The sequence below is a fragment of the Leptolyngbya sp. O-77 genome (assembly GCF_001548395.1).
In the GTDB taxonomy this organism is placed as follows: domain Bacteria; phylum Cyanobacteriota; class Cyanobacteriia; order Elainellales; family Elainellaceae; genus Thermoleptolyngbya.
On the sequence record NZ_AP017367.1, the window covers coordinates 4521031 to 4546059 of the forward strand.

At 58.8% G+C, this 25029-nt stretch carries 8 protein-coding genes and 1 pseudogene; 3 read left to right on the plus strand and 6 right to left on the minus strand.

Annotation, left to right across the window (positions count from 1 at the left end; all coding sequences use genetic code 11):
- Window positions 1–15: 15 nt before the first annotated feature.
- Both O77CONTIG1_RS19105 and O77CONTIG1_RS26390 read right to left on the minus strand, forming a co-directional pair.
- Window positions 16–4947, minus strand: a complete 4932-nt coding sequence (locus O77CONTIG1_RS19105) for an SDR family NAD(P)-dependent oxidoreductase (RefSeq protein ID WP_156435482.1) — start codon at window positions 4945–4947, stop codon at window positions 16–18.
- A gap of 91 nt (window positions 4948–5038) precedes the next feature.
- Window positions 5039–8620, minus strand: a pseudogene (locus O77CONTIG1_RS26390) (beta-ketoacyl synthase N-terminal-like domain-containing protein); the annotation flags it as partial.
- A 457-nt stretch (window positions 8621–9077) separates the two neighbouring features.
- Between O77CONTIG1_RS26390 and O77CONTIG1_RS19110 the strand changes: the two are divergent.
- From O77CONTIG1_RS19110 to O77CONTIG1_RS19120, 3 genes are all read left to right on the plus strand, one after another.
- On the plus strand, window positions 9078–10271 hold the full coding sequence (locus O77CONTIG1_RS19110; protein WP_068513888.1) for a 2-isopropylmalate synthase: 1194 nt from the start codon (window positions 9078–9080) through the stop codon (window positions 10269–10271).
- Between the two features lie 209 nt (window positions 10272–10480).
- Window positions 10481–18592, plus strand: coding sequence for a type I polyketide synthase (locus O77CONTIG1_RS19115; RefSeq protein WP_068513891.1), 8112 nt, complete (start codon window positions 10481–10483; stop codon window positions 18590–18592).
- A 265-nt stretch (window positions 18593–18857) separates the two neighbouring features.
- Window positions 18858–19652 (plus strand): acyloxyacyl hydrolase, encoded by a 795-nt coding sequence (locus tag O77CONTIG1_RS19120; RefSeq protein ID WP_225894621.1) that lies wholly within the window; start codon window positions 18858–18860, stop codon window positions 19650–19652.
- 3 nt (window positions 19653–19655) lie between these two features.
- Here O77CONTIG1_RS19120 and O77CONTIG1_RS19125 read toward each other — a convergent pair whose 3' ends face one another.
- From O77CONTIG1_RS19125 to O77CONTIG1_RS19140, 4 genes are all read right to left on the minus strand, one after another.
- The gene (locus O77CONTIG1_RS19125; protein WP_197673245.1) at window positions 19656–20816 is read right to left on the minus strand and encodes a glycosyltransferase; all 1161 of its coding nucleotides are present in this window, start codon (window positions 20814–20816) and stop codon (window positions 19656–19658) included.
- Between the two features lie 114 nt (window positions 20817–20930).
- Window positions 20931–21464 carry an aspartyl/asparaginyl beta-hydroxylase domain-containing protein gene (locus O77CONTIG1_RS19130; protein ID WP_286132419.1) on the minus strand — a complete coding sequence of 178 codons (534 nt, stop codon included), beginning with the start codon at window positions 21462–21464 and terminating at the stop codon, window positions 20931–20933.
- 215 nt (window positions 21465–21679) lie between these two features.
- On the minus strand, window positions 21680–23368 hold the full coding sequence (locus tag O77CONTIG1_RS19135) for a glycosyltransferase family 39 protein (RefSeq protein ID WP_068513903.1): 1689 nt from the start codon (window positions 23366–23368) through the stop codon (window positions 21680–21682).
- Between the two features lie 32 nt (window positions 23369–23400).
- Window positions 23401–25020 carry a glycosyltransferase family 39 protein gene (locus O77CONTIG1_RS19140; protein ID WP_068513905.1) on the minus strand — a complete coding sequence of 540 codons (1620 nt, stop codon included), beginning with the start codon at window positions 25018–25020 and terminating at the stop codon, window positions 23401–23403.
- Window positions 25021–25029: the final 9 nt, after the last annotated feature.

Sequence of the window (25029 nt, forward strand, 5' to 3'; positions counted from 1 at the left end):
GTTGGGGGTTAGGGGTTAGGGGTTGAGGCGATCGAGTTCGCGCAGAAGGAGAGCTTCGGCTTCGGCTTCCGTAAGTTGGGCGATCGCCGCTTCGGGATCGTTCGCCAGACGATTCGCGAAGCTGTTCGGGGTTTCGCGTGAAGAGTCATTCTTGCTTCCGTTCGCTGCCGCGTTCTTTTGAGTTGACGATGCAGATGATTCGGCACTGTCAGAGTTTGGTTCAAGCAGATGCAGCAGGTATTCCGTAAGGGTGGCGATCGTGGGATAGCTGTAGAGCAGCGCGTTGGGCAGCGGCTGGGACACTTGCTGTTGCAACTGGTGGGTTAGCTCGATGGTGGTGAGGGAGTCGAGGCCGAGATCGGTGAAGCCCTGGTGGGGGTCGAGGCTGGCAGCGGGGCAACCCAGCAGTTTAGCGACAACTTGCTGGAGGCGGGCGGCCAGGGCGGACGGGCGATCGCCCGCTGGCAGTTGGCGAAGTTCGTCAAACCAGGTCGGGGCGGGAACGGGGGCGGGCGAGTCGGGAACTCGTGGTTTGGCGTAGGGCAGCACAGCGACTTGGGGCGTGGCTTCTGAGAGCAGCGCTTTGAGAATGGTCACGCCCGTTTTGGGGGCGAGCAGCTCCATGCCCTGGGTTTGGAAGCCGTCGGCGCGGCGGGCGGCCATCCCTACGGTTGCCCAGGGGCCCCAGTTGATGCTGAGGGCGGGCAGGCCGAGCGATCGCCGCAGGTGAGCCAGCGCGTCCAGTCCGGCGTTGGCGGCGGCGTAGTTGGCTTGTCCGGCTGACCCCAGCACTGAGGCGGCGGAGGAAAACAGTACGAAGCAGTCCAGCGTCCAGTCCTGGCTGAGGTGATGCAGCGTCCACGCGCCCCGCAGTTTGGCCGCCATCACCCGCTCAAACCGCTGTGGGGTCTGGTTGGCGATCGCCCCGTCGTCCAGCACGCCCGCTGCATGAAACACACCGCGAATTGGCAAGTCGGCAAAGGGGCGCTGGGCCTGGAAAAAGTTCGTCACGGCGGCATCGTCCGCCAAGTCGAGTTGGGCAGTGGCGACGGTTGCGCCGGATTGCTCCCAGGTTGCCAACTCTGCGGCGATCGCCGGACTGGGGGCGGTTCGCCCCAGCAGCAACAGGTGCGTTGCGCCCCATTTGATTAGAGCCTTCGCCACCTGCAAGCCCAATCCGCCCAGCCCGCCTGTGATGACGTACACACTATTGGGACGCGGCGCAAAGGATGGTTTAGCGAACTCGATCGCCACTTTGCCGATGTGCTGCGCCTGCTGCATATAGCGGAAGGCATCGATCGGGCGATCACGCTGAAACTGCGTGTGGGGCAGCGGCTGAAGCTGACCCGCCTCTATTTGCGCTATCACCCGTCGCAGCATGGTCTGAATCTGGTCGGGCTGCTGCGTGGTCACCTGCATCAGGTCGATGGCGGTGTACTGCACGTCAGGGCGGAGTTGTCGCAGTTGCCAGACCAATGCCGGATCGGGCTTGCCGATTTCCACAAAGCGGCCACCAGGAGCCAGCAGCGCCGCGCTTTTGAGCATAAAGTCGCCCGTGAGGGAATTTAGCACCAGGTCGATGGGCTGGCTGCCCGCATCGCGGACGATCTCGGCGGCAAAATCGAGCGATCGCGAACTGTAAAGCCGAGTCACGCCCCGCTGTTGCAATGCCGACCACTTGCTGGGGGAAGCAGTGGCGAAAATCTCCGCGCCGATCTGTTGCGCCAGTTGCACCGCCGCCAGCCCCACGCCGCCCGCCGCCGCGTGAATCAGCACCCGTTCGCCTGATTGCAGATTGCCGATGGTTCGCAGCGCGTAGTCGGCGGTGAGCATTGCCGTGGGGAGGGTAGCGGCTTCGACAAGGGTCAGCGTCGCGGGTTTGGGAACGGCTAGCCTTGCCGAAATGGTGACAAACTGGCTGAAGCAACCGGGGGCGATCGCCACCACTACGTCACCCGGTGCAACGTCTCGCACTGCCGCGCCGACGCGCACGACTTCCCCCACGCACTCCAGCCCCAGGGGGCCCGCCTCGCCGGGATAGCGCCCCAGCGCATTTAGCACATCGCGAAAGTTCAGCCCCGCCGCCAGCACTCGCAGTTCGATTTCGTCGGCTGCGGGCGATCGCCGCTCGACCGTTTCCCAGGTGAGCCGATCAAGACTGCCTCGTTCTGCTATCTGGAGTTGCAAAGCGCGATCGCCCCCCAGCAGAGCGGCTGTATAGGGCTGAATCTGAGCAACATAGCGCTGTCCCCCGTGAATCGCTACGCAGGCATCCGCCGCGCCAGACCGCATTTCTACCCACAGCGCTGCCCCTGCGTCGGAGGCTGCACCCGGCTCCAGATCGAGGCAGCGGCACTGGAGGGCAGGATATTCCAGGGCGATCGCCCGGCCCAGCCCCCACAGCGGAGCTTGCGCCACGCCTGCCGCCTGGGTTTCAGCAGTGATGTTGGGCGACTGGCTGCCCTGCGTCACCAGCCACAGCGGAGCCTGAATGCCCTTCTGAATCAGCGCTTGCGTCAGGTGGAGCGCTCCGGCGTAGGCGGCTGTGGTGTCTGCGATCGCGGCCGCATCCAGTCCCCAGAGGTAAACGACACCGCGTATCGCCGGGTTATCCTGCAAAACCTGCTGGATGAGCGCCAGGAATTCGTCGGGGCGATCGCCCTTTACCCGCTGTGCTGCGGGCAGAGCCGATGGGCGATCGCTCGAAACCGCAACGGTGTAGGTCTGCTGCGCTGCATCCAGACATTCGATCAACTGCTGCGCCACGCCCTGAGCGTCGGCAAAGATGAGCCAGTGCCCTGCGGATGTGGAGTCGAGCAATGCGGGACGAGACGCGGGCTGCCACGCCAGTTCGTAGAGCCAGCGAGAAGCGTCGGGCGTGCGGCCCCATGCCTGCGGCGAAACGGCTTTGGCGGTCAATCCGGCGATCGCCAGCACGGGGTTTCCCTGCTTGTCGAACAGGAAAACATCAGCCGTCAGCACGTCAGCAGTCCGCTGAGTAACGGTCGCATAACTCCAGAGATGAATAGAGGAATGATTGCAAAACTGTAAGCAATCGAGACTGATGGGAACATAGGGAAACGAATGCTCAGGGGCAAGCGCCAGAACAATCTGAAAGCAGGAATCGAGCAAAGCAGGATGAATCTTGTAGTGTTCTGCTTGAGGCTTCAGAGAATCAGGAATCTGCACATACGCCAGAACGCTTTCAGGAAACTCTTGCGCCTGTTGCCAGACTCGTTTTACGCCGTGAAACTGTGGCCCGTAGTCCACACTGGGAAAGGAGTCCAGCAGTGCGGCCCAGTCGATTTCGGCCGTGTGGGTTTGCTGGAGTTGGGAGAGATTGGGGGTGGGAATCGGGGCCACAGATCCGCTGAGGGTGCCGTGAGCGTGCAGCGTCCACTCGCCATCGTCGCAGCAACTATGGATTTCGACAGTGTATCCGGTTCCGTTGGGGGAAAGGCTGGTCTGGAGCGATATTGCTCCGCAACGCTGGCGCGATCGCCCTGCGCCCGTTTCCTCATCCAGCACCAGCGGTTGCGACAGCACCATGTTTGCAAGCTGAAGCGGTGCAGATGGCAGCAGCTTTGCCCCGGCCGCCAGCGCCATTTCCAGATAGGCTGCGCCGGGAAAGGCGATCGCGCCATGAATCCGGTGATCAGCCAAAAACGGCAGGGCATCTAGCCGAAGCTGCGTATCAAATAGCGTGGTGCGGGGCGTGGCAATTTTTTGACCCAGCAGCGGATGCTCCGATGTGGAACGTGGTCGAAGCGTGACGCTTGTAGGCTGGACATCCAGCCAGTAGCGCTGCCGCTGGAAGGGATAGGTGGGCAGCGACAGGCGCTGTCGGATATAGGGCTGATCGAATCCGCGCCAGTCGATCGGGACCCCATTGCAGTAAAGCTGCTGGAGGCTGTAGATCAGCGAAGTCCAATTGTCCTGAGTGGGAGACAGGCTAGTGATCCACTGAATTTCTGAATGGTTTTGAGTATAGTTTTTAGAATGATTTGAGAATGATTCTGAGCTGCCATTAAGAATCTCTGTAGAACGATTTTGAGAATGCGCCTTAGATTCAGATTTTTCATCGTTCTGCCAGGCTTTTTGAATGGCTTTGCCCATGCCAACTAGTACGGGTTTGGGGCCACATTCCAACGCAATCGTGCAGCCAAGTTGATGCAACTGCTCCACGCTGGCGGCAAACTGCACGGGCTGGCGCAACTGCTGACACCAGTAGTCCGGTGTCGTTATTTCCTCGCCGCAAACCGTTCCCGTGAGGTTGGAGATGAGCGGGAGGCGGGGGCTAGTGAATGGAACCTGGCTGGCAACGGCCCGAAATTCGTCCACCATCGGCTCCATCATTTGGGAGTGGAAGGCGTGGGACACGGGCAGCGGCTTCACGGCGAAGTGCTGCTGCTGAACGTGGGCGATCGCTCGCTCAATCTGTGCCGTTTCACCGGAAATCACCGTATGCTGCGGGCCGTTGAGGGCGGCGATCGCCACGGTGATTCCGGCAGATTGCAGGGTGGATTGGACGGCTTCGGCGCTGGCAAACACCGCTGCCATTGCGCCGGGAGGCTGCGCTTGCATCAGCCGCCCCCGGTGCGCCACCAGCGTCAGCGCGTCTGCCAGGCTGAACACGCCCGCCACGCAGGCCGCCACATATTCGCCAATGCTGTGCCCCAAGACGACATCGGGCTGCACGCCCCAGGATCGCCACAGTTCATACAGGGCATACTCGACGGCAAACAGCGCGGGCTGGGCATAGCGGGTCTGCTGGAGGCGGTCGGCCTGCGCGTCGTCGTAGAGCAGTTCCGGCAGCGACAAGCCCAGCAGCGGCTGCAAAATTTCGTTGCACTGGGCGATCGCCTGCCGAAACACGGGCTGCGCGTCGTAGAGCGATCGCCCCATTTGGGAATACTGCGACCCTTGCCCGGTGAACAAAAACGCCACAACGGACGTGAGGCGCGGCGGTGCTGGGGGCCTCCAGCCAGCTTTTCAACTGCGCCTGGGCCTCGGCGGCGGTGGCAGCGGCGATCGCCAGTCGGTGGGCAAAGGGCGATCGCCCTGAGTTTGCCGTAAAGCACACATCGGCGAAGGGTGCGTCGGGCTGGGCGGCGAAGAACTGGACGTAGCGACGGGCCAGGGCTTGCAGGGCGGCGGGCGTTTTGGCGGAGAGCGCCAGCAGGTGCAGCGGGCGATCGGCCACGGGAGACAGCGGGCGGGAAACAGCGGGCGCTTCTTCCAGAACCACATGGGCATTGGTGCCGCCAATGCCGAGAGAATTGACACTGGCGCGGCGCGGCAAACCCTCGGTTTCCCAGTCGCGCAGCGTCGTATTCACAAAAAACGGGCTGTTGGCAAAGTCGATCTGCGGGTTGGGCTGCTGGAAATGCAGGCTGGGCGGCAGTTGGTGGTGATGCAGACAGAGGACGGTTTTAATGAAGCCGACGATGCCAGAGGCGACGTTGAGATGGCCGACGTTGGTTTTGACGGAGCCAAGGGCGCAAAACTGCGAGCGACGAGTGCCGCTGCGAAACGCTTGGGTCAGTGCAGCAACTTCGATGGGGTCGCCCAGTTCCGTGCCTGTGCCGTGCGCTTCGACGTAGGTAATGCTGTCTGGGTCAACGCCTGCCACGGCCAGGCTCTCACGGATCACGGCGGCCTGTCCATCGGCACGGGGCGCGAGGTAGCCCGCCTTTTGGCTGCCGTCGTTGCCGATGGCGGAACCCTTGACCACGGCGTAAATCTGGTCGCCATCGGCGATCGCCTCTTGCAGCCGCTTCAGCACCACCACACCCGCGCCACTGCCAAAAATCGTGCCCCGCGCCTGGGCATCGAAGGCGCGACAGTGGCCGTCTGGCGATAGGATCATTCCCTCTTGGTAAAGATGCCCCGCCCGCTGCGGCGTTTCCACCGACACGCCCCCCGCCAGCGCCAGGTCGCACTCGCCGCGCAGGAGCGACTGGCAGGCCAGATGCACCGCCACCAGCGAGGTGGAGCAGGCAGTCTGCACGTTGACACTGGGCCCCGTCAGGTTGAGCTTGTAGGATACGCGGGTGGTGAGGTAGTCCTTATCGTTGGCGATCGCCATCTGAAAGCCGCCCATCGAGCTGAGCGTCACCACGTCCAGCGAGTCGTTGGCATCCAGCCGATGGCGATTGGGATAGACATGGTTCAGCAGGTAGCTGTTCATGGATGCGCCTGCATAGAGGGCGATTCGTGAAACGATCCCTGCGGGAATCGCCCCACCGTCGGCCGCGTAGGCAAAGGGGTCGTAGCCCGCGTCTTCCAGGGCTTCCCAGGCGCACTCCAGCATCAGCCGCTGCTGTGGGTCGAGCAGTTCCGCCTCGCGGGGGGTGTAGCCAAAGAAATCGGCATCGAACTGTTCTACGTCGTCCAAAATTGGACTGGCTTTGACGTAATTGGGATGGCGCACCAGATCAGGGTCTATGCCCGTTGCCAGGATTTCTTCATCGCTGAAGAAAGTAATCGACTCCACGCCGTCTTGCAGGTTTTGCCAAAATTCCGCAGGCGAAGCGGCTCCAGGAAAACGACAGGCCAGCCCAATCACCGCGATGTCGTTGTCATTTGAATGTCTGAACTGACGGCGCTGCGACCGCTGCTGGCCCTGCTGCACGACCTTATCTGCCGGAGAACGCGCCAAAAACTGCGCCAGACTGGCGATCGTGGAATGCTGAAACAAGTCAACCGCCGACACCGCATAACCCTGCTGATGAAGCTGGTTTAGCACCTGCATCAGTTGCAGCGAACTGCCCCCCAGTTCAAAAAACTGCTCGTCGGGGGCGATCGCCGTCAGTCCCAGCACCGACTGCCAGATTTCCAACAGCGATCGCTCTAGCTGGCTGCGCGGCGGCGCGGCGGGTGGAGCCTGCTGGAATGCGTCGGCAATGGACTGGAGTTGTCCGTCAAATTCCCCTGCCTGAAAGCGGCGGCTGAGTTCGCTGCGCTGGATTTTGCCGAGGGCAGTTTTGGGAATGTCGGCCCGCGCCACAGGCATTACATAGTCAGGACTGACACCCAGCCGCGTCGCCACCTGTCGCCGCACGGCTTTCACCAGTTCCCGCAAACTAGCGGCATCCGTCAGTTCAGCGGTGGGATGCAGAAAAATGGCGAGGCGATCGCTCGTCTCATCGTCCCGGCGCACGGCGCAGGCGGCAGTGAAGGACACTTCCACACCGGGCAATTCTTCGACCACGGCTTCGATTTCGTGGCTATACACATTTGCGCCGTTGAGGATGATCAGGTCTTTTTGGCGGCCGGTGAGGGTGAGCCGCCCGTTTTGCAGGCGGGCCAGGTCGCCCGTGACAAACCAGCCGTCGGGCGTGAAGCATTCGGCATTCAAATCGGGGCGGTTGTAATAGCCGGGGGTGACGGTCAAGCCGCGCACTTGCAGGCTGCCCACCTCGCCTTGGGGCACGACCTGCTGCTGCTCGTCCACAATCCGCAGCGACACGCCGGGAATCGGCTGGCCGACCTCGACAAACGTATCCGCATCGCTGGTGGTGGCGAGGAAAAAGTCGTGGGAATGCACAATGCCAGAGGTGGTTTCCGACATGCCATAGCCGGGGCTGACCACGCCATCGCGCAGGCCGCAGGGCGCGAGAAGCTGCAAAAAGCTGCGGGTGGTTTTGGCGACGACGGCTTCGGCTCCGTTGCCCATCCACGCCAGGCAGGACAAGTCCCACGGGCGCTGGGCCACCTCCTGCGGGCGATCGCAAATCAGCCCATAGGCAAAGTTGGGGGCCCAGGTGGCGGTGACGCGATGGCGATCGCACAAATCCAGCCACCGCAGCGGGTCTTGCAGAATATAGTCATTGCTGACCTGAATTTGCGAACAGCCGACAAAAACCTGCGTCAGGTGAAACATCACCAGGCTGGCGACGTGTTCCAGCGGCATCCAGTTGAGGCTGAGGCTGCGCTCGGTAATGCGGTTCACAGTCGCCATGCCAAAGGCACTCACCAGCAGGTTTTGCTCGGTCAGCATCACGCCTTTGGGCTGCCCCGTGCTGCCAGAGGTAAACAGGATCAGCGCCAGTCGGTCGGTCGCCAATGCGGTGTCGGAAGGCGTTTCGAGCGGCGGATCGGACTCAGCAGCGAGCAGCGCTGGCAGGGGCAGCAGGCGGCTGGGGTCGCAGCGAAATTCGGCAGAACCGTCTGTGCAAAAGGCTTGCAGGGCAGGAGCGATCGCCCCACTGACCAGCACCCACGGGTGATCGAGCTGTCCCAAAATGGCGCGGAGCTGGAGCGCTTTGCTCTGCGACTCGGCATAGGCGGGCGGCACGGCCAGCGGCACAACAACCAGCCCGCCCAGCCAGCCCGCCCAGATTGCCGCCAGAAAATCGTCTGGCTCGGAGACTTGCAGCACAAGGCGATCGCCCACCCGTGCCCCCGCCGCGTGCAGCCCGACTACAATCTGCTGTGCCTGCCGCGCCAACGCCCGATAAGACTGGCGGCGTTCGACACCTTCTGCCGAAATGTGGAGAATCGTCCCGGCTCCCGCCGCCGCACGATGTAAAACCCTTGACAGATCTGGTAGAGAGCAGAGATCTGGAACCTCACCACCATCAAATACGGACAAAAACTCGGAATGAGCATCCATCATGCTGTGGTCTGTAGACAGCGCTTGAGAAAGCGATGACTCGCTGCTCAGCCCCCTCAGTTTCAGAGCTAATTATACAGCACGGGTCTAGGGGGACATGGCTCTGGGTGTATGTTTATTATGTTGTGACTGGTGGCATCCTGCGGTATAACTTGCGTACCTGCGGGTAATACGTTTGGGTTACGTAGAACCCTTAGCAGCCAATGACAACATTCCGGCAACATCTCCAGGGGCGATCGCGTCTTCCTGGATGGCAGGTTTTCACAGATCCTCACTCGAATCTTCACCTTCATCAAACCCTGACTGACCATAATTACCTGTTCGCTGGGTGCTGCATCCTCAACTGTCCTGTGATAAATAACCCTTAGTGGTAGATAAAATTCTCTAACCTTATAAGCCTCTGATGCGGACTTTGTCGCCGTAGCTGTTGTTTCTTGAGACTGAGTCCGACTGCAATCCTATGGAGACCATTCACCTGACGATCGCCGACGAAACGCTCCGCGACGGAGAGCAGCAGGTCGGAGTCTGTTTTAGCAAAGAAACAAAGCGCAGGCTGGCCCACGAAATCGCCAGCACGGGGGTTCACTCGCTCGCCCTGATGCCCGCCGTTCACCCGGTCGAGGAACAGTTGGTGAAGACGCTGGTGGCAGACGGGCTGGTGCCCCAACTGGCAGCCTCCACAATGATGAACAAAGCCTGCATTCGGCAGTCCCAGGAGACGGGGGTGCAGCACATTATCCTGTTTCATGCGGTGTCGGATCGGCTGCTGCTGCTGCGCGACCCGGAAATGCAGGTCGCAGAAGGTGTCCACACACGAGATGCTGCCCTGATGAATGGCGTAAAGGCAACGCCAGCCCAGGTGCAGATGGTGCGGTCGAATATGTGTCGCCGGGTGCGCCAGCATTTGGAATATGCGGCTCAGCTTGGGCTGCGGATTAGCTTTGCAGCGGAGGATGCCAGCCGCGCCGATTTTGATTTTTTGGTGGAGTGCATCAACCAGTTTTCGCCCTACGTGGAGCAGTTTTTGCTGTGCGACACGGTCGGCTGTTTGACTCCAGAAAAATCCTACATCTGGATTCAAGACCTGCTGGCATCGGCCCGCTGTGCGCCACTGATTGTGCATTTCCATAACGACATGGGGCTGGCACTGGAGAACACGATCCAGGCGGTGCGGGCGGGCGCGGCGGGGATCTCTGGCACGTTTGGCGGCATTGGCGAGCGGGCGGGCAATGTGGCCATCGAGCAGGTGCTAAATGGGCTGCGGCTGCGGTTTGGCTGGGAGGTGGCAGGCATTGACTATGAGGCGATCGCCCGCGTCAGCCACCACCTCGACCAGATGGGGGCGCGGGCCTGTGCGCCCTATTCGCAGGCCTCGCAGCGCCACGAAGCGGGGATTCATGTGCATTCATTAATGCGCGATCGCCTATCTTACGCCATTTTTCCCCACGGCCAGCCCGAAATTTGGTTTGGCAAACACAGCGGCGTGAGCAACATTCGCTATTTATTTGAACACTGTTTACAAAAACCACTCGATCGAGAAAAGTACGAAAAGATTTGCCAGGATATTAAGAACCTTTCAATCCAGCAAAACCGCTCATTTTCCACCGATGAAATCCTCCAGTGGCTTCAGGAACAATCCTACGATTCTGCCTAAGCCAAACCAGGGCTGATTTTGATTTGAGATTGCTGATTTTGGACTCCTGATTTGCTGTTTTAGTGAGATTTTCAGCTACTTTCTATACAGCGTCGAATCAAGGAAGCGAACATTAGATCCTCAAGCTCAAAATCCACAATCCAAAATCCAAAATCTAAAACCCAAAATTCTCCCTTCTCTATCTCTCCTGTCCACTGACCGACTCGCGTATGCCCCCAGAACCCATCGCAATTATCGGAATCGGCTGTCGCTATCCCGGCGCTGATTCTCCCGACGCTTTTTGGCAACTCCTTAAAAACGGTGTCGATGCAGTGTCAGAGGTGCCGCCCTCCCGGTGGGACAGAACCCAGTTTGAGTCGGTCGCCAATACAGAATCAGCCAGGGCCAGCCTGCGGTGGGGCGGCTTCTTGAAAAGTGTCGATCAGTTTGATCCGCTGTTTTTTGGCATCGCGCCCCGCGAAGTGAACACAATGGACCCCCAGCAGCGCCTCTTGCTAGAGGTGGCATGGGAGGCGATGGAGGATGCGGGCATCGTGCCGGAGCGCCTGCGGGGGACGGATACAGGCGTATTTGTGGGCATTGGCACCCACGATTATTCCGTCATGCTGTGGCAAGAGCCGATCAACGACCCATACCTCACCACGGGCACGGGCAACTGCATCGCCGCCAACCGAATTTCCTACATCTTTGACCTGAAGGGGCCAAGCCTGTCGGTCGATACGGCCTGTTCCTCCTCGCTGATTTCAGTTCACCTGGCGTGCCAGAGCCTGTGGACAGGCGAATCGACGATGGCGCTGGCAGGCGGTGTGAATTTGCTGCTGCTGCCGACGGTGACGCTGGGCTTTGCGCGGGGCGGATTTATGTCCACTAGCGGACGCTGCCGCAGCTTTGATGCGAATGCCGATGGCTACGTCCGCAGCGAAGGGGCTGGCATGGTGCTGCTGAAACCGCTGACTCAGGCACAGGCAGATGGCGACCCAATCTATGCCGTGATTCGGGGCACGGCGGCCAATCAGGATGGGTTTAGCAACGGCATCGCTGCGCCGAATGTGGACGCGCAGGAGCGGGTGCTGCGGGCGGCCTATCGGCGGGCGGGCATTTCCCCAGGGCAGGTGCAATATATCGAAGCGCACGGCACAGGAACGAAACTGGGCGACCCGATCGAAATCACGGCGCTGGGCCGCGTGCTGACAGAGGATCGTCCGACGGGCAGCTTATGCGCGGTGGGTTCGGTGAAGTCCAACATCGGTCATACAGAAACGGCGGCGGGTGTGGCAGGGGTTATTAAAGCCGCCCTCAGCCTGAAGCATGGGCAGATTCCGCCTAGCCTTCATTTCCAAACGCCCAATCCGCAAATTGGATTTGACTCGCTGCCGCTGCGAGTGCAGACTGAGCTAACGCCGTGGACATCCAGTCCCGCGATCGCCGGTGTGAATTCCTTTGGGTTCGGCGGCACGAACGCACATATCGTCATGCAGGAAGCACCTGTGCCTGCTGAACAGAATGTATCTAAGAATGTTCCCAAGAAGCTCAACAAGAAAGTAAAAAAGAAGCAGATCAAGCCGCTGTTGGAACGTGAGTTGGAAGGCGATCGCCCTCTCCATCTGCTGACGCTCTCTGCCAAAAACGAAACAGCCCTGCGACAGTTAGCAGAACGCTATAGCGAATACCTAACGAATCATCCAGCAACAGATCTGGCTAATTTGTGCTTCACGGCAAACATTGGGCGATCGCACTTTTCCCATCGGCTGGCGCTGGTGGCAGAGTCTCCTGTCCAGATACAGCAGCAGCTTCAAGCCTTTGCCCAGCGCCAGGAAACGGACAATCTCACCTACGGCACGACTGCTCAAGCGGCTCCATCGGTGGCGTTCTTGTTCACGGGGCAGGGGTCGCAGGCGGTGGATATGGGGCGATCGCTCTACCAAACACAGCCGCTCTTTCGCGAAACGGTAGACAAAGCCGCGAAACTGCTGGAGCCGAAGCTTAAGCGTCCCCTCCTGTCGGTGCTGTATCCCACGTCAGACCAGGCTTCCAGGGCAGCCGACTGGATCGACCAGACCGCCTACACCCAGCCGGCCCTGTTTGTGCTGGAATATGCTCTGGCAACGCTGTGGCAGTCCTGGGGCGTGCAGCCTGCCGTGGTTATGGGCCACAGCATTGGCGAGTATGTGGCGGCCTGCATTGCCGGAGTATTTAGCCTGGAGGATGCCCTGCGGCTGGTGGCAGCGCGGGGGCGGCTGATGCAGGCACTCCCAGAGGGCGGCGGCATGGTATCGGTAATGGCGGATGCAGAAACGGTGGCGGCGCGGCTGGAGAACCCCGAAACCGTGGCGATCGCCGCCATGAATGGGCCGCAATCTACCGTGATCTCCGGCGAGAACACAGCGTTGAAAAAGCTGGCCGCTCAGCTTGCCGCCGAGGGCATCAAAACCACACCGCTGAACGTCTCTCATGCATTTCATTCGCCGCTGATGTCGCCGATGCTGGCGGAGTTTGCCCAGGTTGCGAAGACGGTCACCTATCACACGCCGCAAATCCCGCTGATTTCTAACGTGACGGGCGATTGGATTACCGAGGACATTGCCACGCCCGACTACTGGGTTCAGCATATTCGCCAGCCGGTGCGGTTTCAGCAGGGCATGGAAACCTTGCAGCGGCGAGGCTGTGGCGCGTTTCTGGAAATTGGGGCAAAGCCAATTCTGCTGGGCATGGGGCGGCTGTGCGTGCAGGCCAGCCATCCAGATCTGGCAGAAACCATGCTCTGGCTGCCGAGCCTGCGCCCAGGACAAGAGGACTGGCAAACGCTACTCAGCAGCCTGGCCGCGCTCTACGTTCACGGTGTGGATCTCGACTGGGTGGCGATCGCCCCGCCGTTTGCTCGACGGCTTCCCAGCTTGCCGACTTACCCGTTCCAGCGGCAGCGCTACTGGTGGCAGCCCGATAGCTGCCCGCCTGGGTTGGTTAGCGCAAGTTCACCCAGTCGCCTGCGTTCCCCAGGGCTGCATCCCCTGCTGGGCAAACGGCTGCGGCTGGGCGGCACCAGCGAAATCTGGTTTGAAGCACAGATCAGCGCCACCTCGCCTGCCTATCTGGCCGATCACCAGATCGCCACGCAGGCCGTCTTTCCGGCGGCGGCCTATGTCGAAATGGCGATCGCGTCAGCGTTGCGGAGCAATATCGCCGCTGGTCGGGCTGTGGGCCTCTCTCCGGTAGAACTCACCCAGTTTCGCATTGAGCAAGCGCTCCGGCTGTCGGCATCTCCCACAACGCTGCAACTGGCGCTGTCGCCGGAGGCGGGCGGCTATCGGTTCCAACTCCTAAGCCTGGACGCTGAGTCGGAGACGTGGACGCGCCACGCCACAGGCTTTTTGGCAGCAGGTCGGCCGCTGAGTTCTGGCACTGTGCTGGCAGAGATCCAGGCGCAATTTCGTCAGCAGGCGATCGCCCCGTTGGACTACTATGCCCAGTTGCGCCAGCAACACCTGAACTATGGCCCTGCGTTTCAGGTGATTCAGCAACTCTGGCAGGGCGACGGTGCTGCCTTGGCTCGCCTGCATCTGCCAGATATGCTGAGGACTGAGGCGGCGGCGTACCATCTGCATCCCACGCTGCTAGACGGCTGTTTTCAAACAGTGGCGGCTGCCTGCGGATTTGGCAACGCCGACGGAACTTACTTACCCACAGGCATTGAGGCGCTGCGGCTGGGGATGCCGGCCCAGTCCACGGTCTGGAGTTGGGTGCGGCGCGTTCGCACTGTCACTCCGGCGGGAAACGTCGGGCGGCCGCTGCTGATAGCCGATTTGCAGATTCTCAACCCGACTGGTGAACTCGTGGCGGAGATCACAGGACTTTCTCTGCATCCCGTCAGCGAAACGTCACTATTGCGAATGGTCGGCAGCACGGAATCTTTTCAAATTGCAGAACGTAATCAGACCTGTTTGCCGGAACTCCAGACGGAATGGATTTACGCCCTTGACTGGCAGCCGGATGAGAACAGCGACCAGACAGAATCCGTTGCGACTCAACCCCGTCAGTGGATGATTCTGAGCGATCGCCAAAAGATTGGCCAACGGCTGGCAGAACGGCTGACCCAGCAGGGCGATTCGCGTAGCAATCCCTTCGGGAATCGCGCATCACTGCTGTTTGCGGATTGGGGGTCGGATGGGGCTTTGGCAAACAGCGTGAATCCGCTGGATGCCGAAGAGATGCAGCAACGCATTGCAGAACAGGGGGCGATCGCCCCGGTGACCGATGTGGTGCACCTGTGGGGACTGGATACGGAACCGTTCAGCACGGGCCAAACGCTAACCCAAACCTGCACCCAGCTTTGCGGCGGCGTGCTGCATCTGGTGCAGGCGCTCAATGCCGTTCAAAAATCCCCCACACCCCGGTTGTGGATCGTCACGGCGGGAACCCAGGCAATTGCCCCATCTGACCCGCCTACCCACGTCCCCGCGGCGGCGCTGTGGGGATTGGCGCGATCGCTCCGTCAGGAACAGCCCGACCTGCGCTGCACCTGCATCGACCTGGACGCAGCAGACCCAGACCCCGCTGCGACTCTGCTGGCAGCGTTGCAGCAGACCGATGCGGAAGACCAGATCGCCTATCGCCAGGGGACGCGATACGTGGTGCGGCTGAAACCCGAACCCACAAAACCCGCGCTGGTGGTTCCCAATGCGCCCTCATTTCGTCTGGGGCTGACGCAATATGGCGTGCTGGATAATCTAGCGCTGATGCCCTGCCAGCGGCGATCGCCCGGCCCGGGTGAGGTAGAGATTTTGGTGCGGGCGGCAGGCGTAAACTTCCGCGACGTGCTGAATGCGCTAGGAATGCTCCAGCCCTATCTGGAACACATGGGCTTTGCCACGGCGGACGCAGTGCCCTTTGGCGGCGAGTGTGCGGGCGTGGTGGTGGCGGTAGGCGACGGGGTAACGGCGGTTCGCGTGGGCGATGCGGTGATGGCGGCGCAGGCGATCGGCAGCCTGGGGCAGCACGTCACGGTGAACGCAAAATGGGTCGCGCCCAAGCCTCAATCCCTTACGTTTGCAGAGGCGGCGACAATTCCGACAACGTTTCTCACGGCAGTTCATGGGCTGCGTCAGTTGGCAACGCTGCAAAAGGGCGATCGCATCCTGATTCATGCGGCGGCAGGCGGGGTGGGTCTGGCCGCAGTCCAGCTTGCCCTGCGCCTCGGTGCGGAGGTCTACGCCACGGCCAGCGCCCCCAAGCAGGATTTTCTGAAATCTCTCGGCGTGCAGCACGTATTTGATTCGCGCACGCTGGATTTTGCCGACCAGATCGCTGAACTGACGAATGGGCGCGGCGTAGACGTAGTGCTGAATAGCCTCAACGGCGACTACATTCCCCGCAGTCTGGCGCTGCTGTCGCCCCACGGTCGGTTTGTGGAAATCGGTAAACTTGGCATCTGGACAGCGGAGCAGGTTCACGCTGTGCGCCCGGATGTGGCGTATTTCGCGTTTGATCTGCTGGACGTGTCAAAAGAGCAGCCAGACTACATTTCGGAGTTGTTGAACGAATTGACCGGGCAGTTCCAGCGGGGCGAACTGAAACCCTTGCGGCATACCGTGTTTGAGATTGCCGAAGCCCCAGCGGCTTTCCGCTACATGGCTCAGGCAAAGCACATCGGCAAGGTGGTGATGGCGCTGCCGCCCGTGCTGCCGCAGCAGCCAGTGGTGCGCCCCGATGGCACCTATCTGATTACGGGCGGGCTGGGGGCGCTGGGCCAACTCACGGCGCAATGGCTGGTGGAGCAGGGCGCAAAGAGCCTGCTGCTGGTGGGGCGCAAGCCTCCGTCGGCGATCGCCCAGGCCTGGATTAGCGACCTAGAAGCGCAGGGAGTTACTGTGACTCCAGCGCAAGCAGATATAGCAGAACCGGGGGCGATCGCCCCTCTGCTAGAACACTGTCCCCTGCCATTGCGGGGCGTGGTTCACGCGGCCGGCGTGCTGGACGACGGCGTGCTGCAAAACCAGACATGGGAGCGGTTTCAGGCGGTGCTGGCTCCAAAGGTTCAGGGAGCCTGGAACCTGCACGAACTGACGCGATCGCACGATTTAGATTTCTTCGTCTGCTTTTCGTCGGCTGCTTCGCTGCTGGGTTCGGCGGGTCAGACCAACTACGCCGCTGCCAATGCAGTGCTGGATAGTCTGATGCACCACCGCCGTCGGTTGGGACTGCCGGGCCTCAGCGTCAACTGGGGAGCCTGGGCCGTGGGCATGTCTACGCAACTGATGGAACGGGAGCGGCAGCGGCTCGAAGCTCAGGGCATGACCCTGATTTCGCCCGCACAAGGGATGCCGCTGTTGTCTGAGCTATTGCGGCAAAACCTGGTGCAGGTGGGCGTTTTGCCAATCGAGTGGGCCAGGTTTCGCGCAGTCCACGCAGGACAGGAGCTATCGCCCTTTTTTGAGCGCGTGCTGCCCGCTGCACCCGTTGCGGTTCCTGCTGCCTCGCCACTGTTGCAGAGTTTGCAGCAGGGGGGCGATTCCGGGACGGATTGCGTCGCGAATCGCCTGGAGCGGTTGCAGCAGTTTATCCAACAGCAGTTGGCCAAAGTCCTGGGCTTTAGCGCCCCGGAACTGATTGACGTTCACGATCAGTTTTCGGACTTAGGGATGGATTCTCTGATGGCAGTGGAATTCACCAACCGACTCCAGGCAGGGCTGGGCTTTTCCATTTCGCAAGCGCTGCTGCTCGACCATTCCAGCGTGGCTGCCCTGGCGGAACATCTGGCCACAACGTTGTTTCAGGATGGCCCCTCTGCGGGGAAAGGGATGGTCACAGCCCAGCAGGCGATCGCCCAAACTGGGCAGTCTATCGCAATGGACGTTGCCACAGACCTTGCCGCAATGGAAGCGACCGCCAGAGAAGGGGAAGACGGGCGATCGCCCCTGTCCTTGCAGCGTCCTGATCAGCCTGATTCGTCACCCTCTAGGACGAATCAGGAGAATGCCAGCCTGAACGGAATAGCGAATGCAAGTATTCCCGCCGATCGAGTCAGGAACAGCAGCCCCGATACCCCGCAGCAGGATGCGTTAGGTTCAAATCTAGGTTCAAATCTAATCGCTCATTCTGAATCAGAAAATCTTGAGGTTCCAGAATCCTATTATCACTTCCATCTCACGCCTGAGTATCAGAACCTGCGACAGGAACTGAATCGAGTGGAAGAACTCGGAAACCCCTTTTTCATGCAGCATACTGGGATTTCCCGCGACACCACTGAGATTCACGAAAAAACATTCATTAGCTACGCCAGCTATAACTACCTGGGCATGTCGGGTGATCCGATCGTGACCCAGGCGGCGATTGCTGCGGTGCAGGCATATGGCACGTCGGTTTCCGCCAGTCGCGTCCTGTCAGGCGAACGCCCTTTCCACCGAGAGCTAGAACAGGAAATTGCTCAGTTTTTGGACGCTGAGGACTGCCTGCTGTTCGTTGGGGGGCACGCCACAAACGTAACGACCATCGGGCATCTGTTCGGTCGCCAGGACTTGATCCTCTACGATGCCCTCAGCCACAACAGCATCCGCGAGGGCTGCAAATTGGCAGGGGCGACGCTGATGGAATTTCCGCACAATGATTGGCGATCGCTCGAACGCCTGTTGTCCCAGCATCGCCTGCGCTATGAAAAAGTGCTGATTGCCATTGAAGGCATCTACAGCGCGGATGGCGACATCGCTCCTTTGCCAGAAATCGTGGCCCTGAAAAAACGTTTCAAAACCTTCTTGCTGGTGGACGAGGCGCACTCCATTGGCGTGTTAGGGCAGAGCGGTCGCGGCATTGGTGAACATTTTGGCATTGCGGCCCGCGACGTGGATCTGTGGATGGGAACGCTGAGCAAGTCGTTTGCAAGCTGCGGCGGCTACATTGCGGGCAGCAAGGCGCTGGTGGAGTATCTGAAATATACGGCTCCTGGTTTTGTCTACAGCGTGGGCATGACTCCTGCGAACACGGCAGCGGCCCTCGCCTCGCTGCGATTGCTGCAACGGGAGCCAGAGCGAGTTCAGCGGCTCAGAGCGCGATCGCAGCTATTCCTCCACCTCGCACAAGAACACGCGCTGAATACGGGCAGCAGTGCAGACACGCCGATTATTCCGGTTATCATTGGCGACTCCCAAGCAGCAGTTCGGCTTTGTCACCGTCTAATGCAGCACGGAATTCATGTGCAGCCGATGGTCTATCCCTCGGTGCCCTACGATAGCGCTCGTTTGCGGTTCTTTTTGTCTTGTTTACATACGGAGGAGCAAATTCACCTTACTGTATCGGCGATCGCCAAGGAGATTTCACGATTGAATTCTTAGTTAGTTAAATTTCTAGCCCTGCCTAATGTCTAGGCTATGACCCGCACTGTTCATGCTTTTGTTCCAAAAAACCTGAATTCAGAGCTTACAGCAACTCTCAAAAGCTGAGCGTGAGCAGATCCAAAACCTCATCAAAAAAATGACATTTTCTATTCCTAAGAACCTTGCAAGAGCCTCCTCTTTGAATCACCAGTCTGTTTCTTCTAGGATTTCCTACACCGCGCTAATTCTGACAACATCGTGGAGCGCTGTCGTGCTTTCTCCGATGTCAGCCCTTTCCCAGGAGGCATCACCCCAAGACGATATTTCCCCAGCTTCTATCCCCGCATTGACTGAATCTTCTCCATCTGCGTTGCCGCCCGCCGCATCGACGGAATTCTTGCTTCCACCAGATTCAACTGATGTGATTGCGGAGAGTCCAATGCCGCTTACGTCTTACCAGGCGGCGGATTTGCTGAATATGGCAGCGCTGTTGCCATCCGAATTGGCTGCTACTGCCGACTATCCACCGGAGTCAGATGCAAACGAGAGGGCGATCGCCCAAGCTGAGCCAGCCCCACCATCCGCCCCGGAACGCTTTGGAGCCGTTGGGCAAAATTACTGGTACGTGCAGGCGGGGCCGTCCATTTCCTTCGATCCAGATGATGACGGCTTTGCAGCGTTTGGGCTGGCGGGCGCAGGCATTACGGACTTCTTTGCCCACGGGCACAGCATTAACCTGGAATTGAATAAGCTCAAGTTCATTCAGCCAGGAGATGATGCGGTGGGTCTGAATCTTGGGCTGATCCTGCGCTGGCACTTTGTACGAGAAGACACCTGGTCACTGTATGTGGATGGCGGCGCAGGGTTTCTAGTCACCAGTGAAGATGTGCCCGCAGAGGGTGGATCGCAGTTCAACTTCACGCCCCAGGTCGGTGGCGGTGCAACCTTCCGAATGCGAGACCAGGAACACCTCATGGTAGGGCTGCGCTGGCACCACATTTCCAACGCCGAGCTATACCCACCAAACCCTGGCCGCGACAGCATTCTACTCTACGTCGGCTATATGTGGCCGCGCTGAGGGCTAGGGGTTGGTGGCAACAGGCAGGCGCGAAGCCCAAAGGCTGACCAGGCGATCGACTGCCTGATCCCAGCCGTAGGGCTGCACCCAGTCTCGCGCCTGCCGTCCCAAGCGCTGCCGCAGGTCTGGGTCTTCGATGAGCAACTGGAGTTTTTCGACAAAATCTGTGGTGCTGTCCGGCTCATAGAGCAGACCGTTGACTCCGGGCTGAATGCTGTCCAGAACGCCGCCTGCCGCTGGAGCAACGGCGGGAATTCCAGCAGCAAAAGCTTCAAACAGCGTCAGCCCTTTGGTTTCCTTTCTGGAGGTCGTGACGTGGAAATCGCAATTTGCCATGAGTGCAGGAATCTGATCTGGAGACACGCGACCCAGCAGGTGAAAATCGACCACGCCCGTTAGCGATTGACGGATGGTATCCCGCAGTTCTCCATCCCCCGCAATCAGCAGCAAGATGCGACTTGAACCCAGGTTTTGGACTAGCTTTGGAACTGCTTTCAGCGTGAATTTCCAGCCCTTGTCTGGGGTTAATCGACCCAGGAAAAGAAGTTTTGTGCGATCGCCCGCTTCAATTCCATAGGTCCTTTCAAAAAACTGCTCCTGCCGAAGGTTTGGACTGAATGCAGCTAAATCAACACCTAACAATTCTTCGTAAACTGCATTCTTGATGCCCAGCTTTAGCAGCTTTTCATAGGTGATTTTGCTACCAGTTAACGTTACATCATAAGCATTAAATACCCGCTTTGTAATCAGTTCCTTACAGAGCCACCTCACCAAATTTTGCAGCGGGGCTGGCAGCGGAAAGAAGTCGTCAATGTATTCCAAGAAGTTGGTGTGATAGAAGCTAGTGCAGGGGATCTGGTGCGCCTTCGCATGGGCGATCGCCGGAATTTTGCCAAAGCCGAGAAAGAGGCGATCGGGTTCATCCACATGAATAACATCAGGCTGAAATTGCGCCAATCTTTGCAGCACAAGATCATAGGACTTTGAGGTAACATTGCGCTCAAACTCAACCCCCATAAATGAGGCACTTGGCAAATTGATAACTTCTACACCGGGCAAAAAATGTCCTGTATAGTCTGCCCAATTTGGATAGATCGATTCCAGCGATTCATAGCTTGGACAAAACACTAAGACCTGATAGCCCAACTTGCTTAGTCGCTTCAATCTGTGGAGGAGTGTGACTGTCACCCCATCGATTACGGGAAGGAAGCCAGACGTAAGAATTGCAATTTTCATGTATAAGTTTAGGTGTCAACCCTTAGGTATTGGTTCAAGCAATTATTTCTGCTTCGCTTCCCACTCTAAAAGATTTTTGCGACCGCTCTGCACATAGGGCGACCAGGCAATCAGTTGGATCATAAACTGATTGAACCAGGATACGGGCGCACGCATTGGACGGATGAAATCAACAAACAAAATTACGCGAATGTCATCGGTATGATTCCAGGCAAAATGGGGAAACGTATCGTCAAAAAACAGACTTTTTCCCTCCTGCCAGTGGCGCACTTCACCCCCTACACAAATGCCGCAATGGTCGGCTGCTGCGGGCACTTTCAGCCCCAGATGATAGCGCAATAATCCCTTATAGGGGCCGCGATGTTCTGGGATGGTTTTATGGGGTAGCAGGATAGAAAAGAATGCCGTTTTCATGCCAGGAATCTGTTCAACTAGGCGCGTCGTTTCGGGGCAGCGCAGGCAGTTTTGCTCTGCTTTATAGCCATAGCCATAGAGAAAATAGGTCTTCCACAGATTGTCCTGGGTGATGCTGATCTGATCCGTGGAGATGTCTTGAAAATTGGGAATGGAATACACGTCTTTCAGCAGATTGTCTAACTCTGCTCGAATCGTTTTCCAGTTTGTTTCTAGAAGGCCAACCCAGGGAAAGTGCTGAACTTCAAAAAAAGCCCCATCACCAACAGCAGAATATTTCGCAATTAGATCCTCTAGGCTTCTAACCAGCTTTTCCCCTTGATGAATCGCAAAGGCTTTGTGCTGTTTCTGGAATTGATCGATTAAGGATTTCATAATCATGGAAAAGAGCAAGATTGGTTAACTTTCCAGAGAGACAGAGCCAGTTCATTGGGGACTAGTTTTTGGGGACGATAGGTTTCTTGAACGGGTTGGTTTGTTTCAGTTTGAATGCGGGTGATTAACGCTGCTGAGGGATTCAAAAGAAACATAGACTGGCACGGTTCTAATAATAGGCGATCGCCCCTCCAATTCTCGCCCATCGAGGCAATCACCTGGATCTGCGTTTGGGGAGGCAAGTCGAGGCTGAGGGAGACGAGATCCATCGCCTGGGCAGGTTCGGCAATCAGTCGGGGGGCGATAGTCTGATCGGCGGTTTGGTTAATTAACGCGGCGATCGCCCGATTGTGCAGATTGCGGCTTTTCTGGTACTTGGGTGGCTGCTGGAGTTGGAAGCCGTAGGACAGAAAACAGAGGGCAACCAGGCAAAGCATCAGCCCCCGCCCAAGTCGCTGCCGAGATGGGGACTGGGCACGGAGTAAGTCCGTTAGGTAAAAAGACAGTACCAAAATCATGCCCAGGTGAAAGGGGAGTAAATAGCGGGCAGCGGTGGAAAGCTGGCTATTGCGGAGAAAATCTAGCCCCAGTAGCAGGGTAGGAATCGTCAGGGCAAACAGTACGACAAATCCCCAGATCGAGCGCGGCGTGCGGCGGATAAGATGGCGGAGGGCGATCGCCAGCAGCAGCACTAGCATCGTAGAGGTCAGCAGTTTGGCAACAGTAGGCAGATCAGGTGACAGCGTGGCGGGTACGTCAAACAGCAGAATGGAAGTGTTGTAGAGCCAGATTGCCAACAGCGGCAAAACGCCCATCGGCTGACGCATCCATTCAGTATTGACTTGCAGGGTATCCCAGCGACCCAGCACGACAAACACCCACGGGAGAAATAGCCCGACCGCCAGCGCCGCTGCCTGGAGGAACCCACGCCGCTGAGCGCGATTGCCCACCCACAGGACGTACAGCCCGTGTCCCAGCAGCACCAGCGCCGTTAGCAGTGACGTATACAGCCCCACCGCCATGCTGAATCCATAGGGCAACCAGCGGCGAAGGGAATGCTGCATCTCATTCCCAAAAACGTTCTGTTTCACATTCTCCGTGGCATACCTCATTGCGTTCCATAACGCCAAACTGCTCCACAGCAGCGTGACGCTCCACAGGCTGTAGGGACGCGCTTCTTGGGCATAGGATACGAAAAAGGGCGATAGGGCTAGTAACGTCGTGGCGATCGCCCCGGCAGGGGCAGAATTGAACAACTGGCTGGTCAGTCGCCCGATGAGTGCAAGTGAGATCAGGCTGAACAGAACCGAGAGCGATCGCACGGCTACTATGCTGCTGCCCCAGAGTTTTGTCCAGCCGTGGGCTAGCAAGAAATAAAGCGGGGCGTGTTCGGGGCTTTGAACTAGGGCACGGAGGACTTGGGTCAAGGGCAAATCGGGGGCGGGATGCAAAAACTGCTGGAGGTCTGCGGGCGTGCGGGGAACGCCGTCGCTAAGTTGGGTGGTGACTTCGGCGCGGGTATAGCCAGAAATGCGAACCGAGGTGGCAACTTCATCCACCCAATACACGCGATCGCCCAGCCCATACCCCCGAAACAGGATGCCAGCCAGAATCAGGAATACCAGCAATCGTTCCAGGATTTGACCCGGAGTTTGCAGAAATTTGAGAGGCGATCGCGCTACATGAAACATCGCAACAGGAACGCAGTGAGGAGGAACATCACTCAGCTAGAAGGACAGGATCGATCGGGATTCTCAACGTGCCAGAGGGATAGATAAATGTCTGAATCTGTCAAGGTTTTTGGGCGAAAAACTTCGGTAATCTGGGGGCGATCGCGCTGCTGAATGTCCTGCTGGAGCAATGCAGATGGGTTTAGCAGAAGGAAGGGTTCACATTGCTGCGGCGGCATGGACGCAGAACTAAGAATTTGAACCCTGGTATCAGGTTTGAGGAACTGGCTGAGGGATACCAGATCGAGGGCATAGCGAGACTCGGCAATGATCTGGGGCGAAGGCTGCTGATTGACCCGGGCGGCGATTTCAGGATTGTGCCGATTGCGAGATTTTTGATAGTCGGGAATGTGGTGCAGGTTGGACAGACCCGATAAAAAGCTGACTGTGAGCAGGAAGGCTAAAACGCCGCGCTGCCAGGAGCGTCCGACAGAGAGCCAGCCCGCTATTGCGATCAGCACGGCAAGCTGGACGGGGATGAGGTAGCGCGATGTGGCCGAGGCCTGTCCCTGACGGATGAGATCCAGCGCTACCAGAATCACAGGAACGGGCAGCAGTAGGGCGGCGACAAAGCTCCCCACTCGCGGCTGTCGCAAAGTCCACCACAGAGCAAGGGCGATCGCCCCCAGCGTGAGCAATGCAGTGAGAAACTTGGCTGCCACCAGCGCTGCCGGCCCCAATTCCACCGGCGCGTCAAAAAACAGCACGACGAGGCTATAGAGCCAGACCACCAGCATCGACAGCGCCCCCATCGGCTGACGCATCCATTCAGTATTGGCTTGCAGGGTATCCCAGCGACCCAGCACGACAAACACCCACGGGAGAAATAGCCCGACCGCCAGCGTCGCTGCCTGGAGAAATCCACGCCGCTGAGCGCGATTGCCCACCCACAGGACGTACAGCCCGTGTCCCAGCAACACCAGCGCCGTTAGCAGTGACGTATACAGCCCCACCGCCATGCTGAATCCATAGGTCAACCAGCGGCGAAGGGAATGCTGCATCTCGTTCCCAAAAACGTTCTGTTTCACATTCTCTGTGGCATACCTCATTGCGTTCCATAACGCCAAACTGCTCCACAGCAGCGTGACACTCCACAGGCTGTAGGGACGCGCTTCTTGGGCATAGGATACGAAAAAGGGCGATAGGGCTAGTAACGTCGTGGCGATCGCCCCGGCAGGGGCAGAATTAAACAACTGGCTGGCCAGTCGCCTGATGAGTGCAAGTGAGATCAGGCTGAACAGAACCGAGAGCGATCGCACGGCTACTATGCTGCTGCCCCAGAGTTTTGTCCAGCCGTGGGCTAGCAAGAAATAAAGCGGGGCGTGTTCGGGGCTTTGAACTAGGGCACGGAGGACTTGGGTCAAGGGCAAATCGGGGGCGGGATGCAAAAACTGCTGGAGGTCTGCGGGCGTGCGGGGAACGCCGTCGCTGAGTTGGGTGGTGACTTCGGCGCGGGTATAGCCAGAAATGCGAACCGAGGTGGCAACTTCATCCACCCAATACACGCGATCGCCCAGCCCATACCCCCGAAACAGGATGCCCAGCAGCAACGCTAGCGCCACAAGCCACCGCCAGACCGGGTGTTTTGCAATGTGCCCACCGTTTTTCACCATGTTGTTTTG

Excerpts from the sequence above, each read along its gene's own strand:
- O77CONTIG1_RS19120 (WP_225894621.1), top strand. The coding sequence starts at position 18,858 with ATGTCAGCCCTTTCCCAGGAGGCATCACCCCAAGACGATATTTCCCCA.
- O77CONTIG1_RS19110 (WP_068513888.1), top strand. The coding sequence starts at position 9,078 with ATGGAGACCATTCACCTGACGATCGCCGACGAAACGCTCCGCGACGGA.
- O77CONTIG1_RS19140 (WP_068513905.1), bottom strand. The coding sequence starts at position 25,020 with ATGGTGAAAAACGGTGGGCACATTGCAAAACACCCGGTCTGGCGGTGG.
- O77CONTIG1_RS19115 (WP_068513891.1), top strand. The coding sequence starts at position 10,481 with ATGCCCCCAGAACCCATCGCAATTATCGGAATCGGCTGTCGCTATCCC.
- O77CONTIG1_RS19135 (WP_068513903.1), bottom strand. The coding sequence starts at position 23,368 with ATGTTTCATGTAGCGCGATCGCCTCTCAAATTTCTGCAAACTCCGGGT.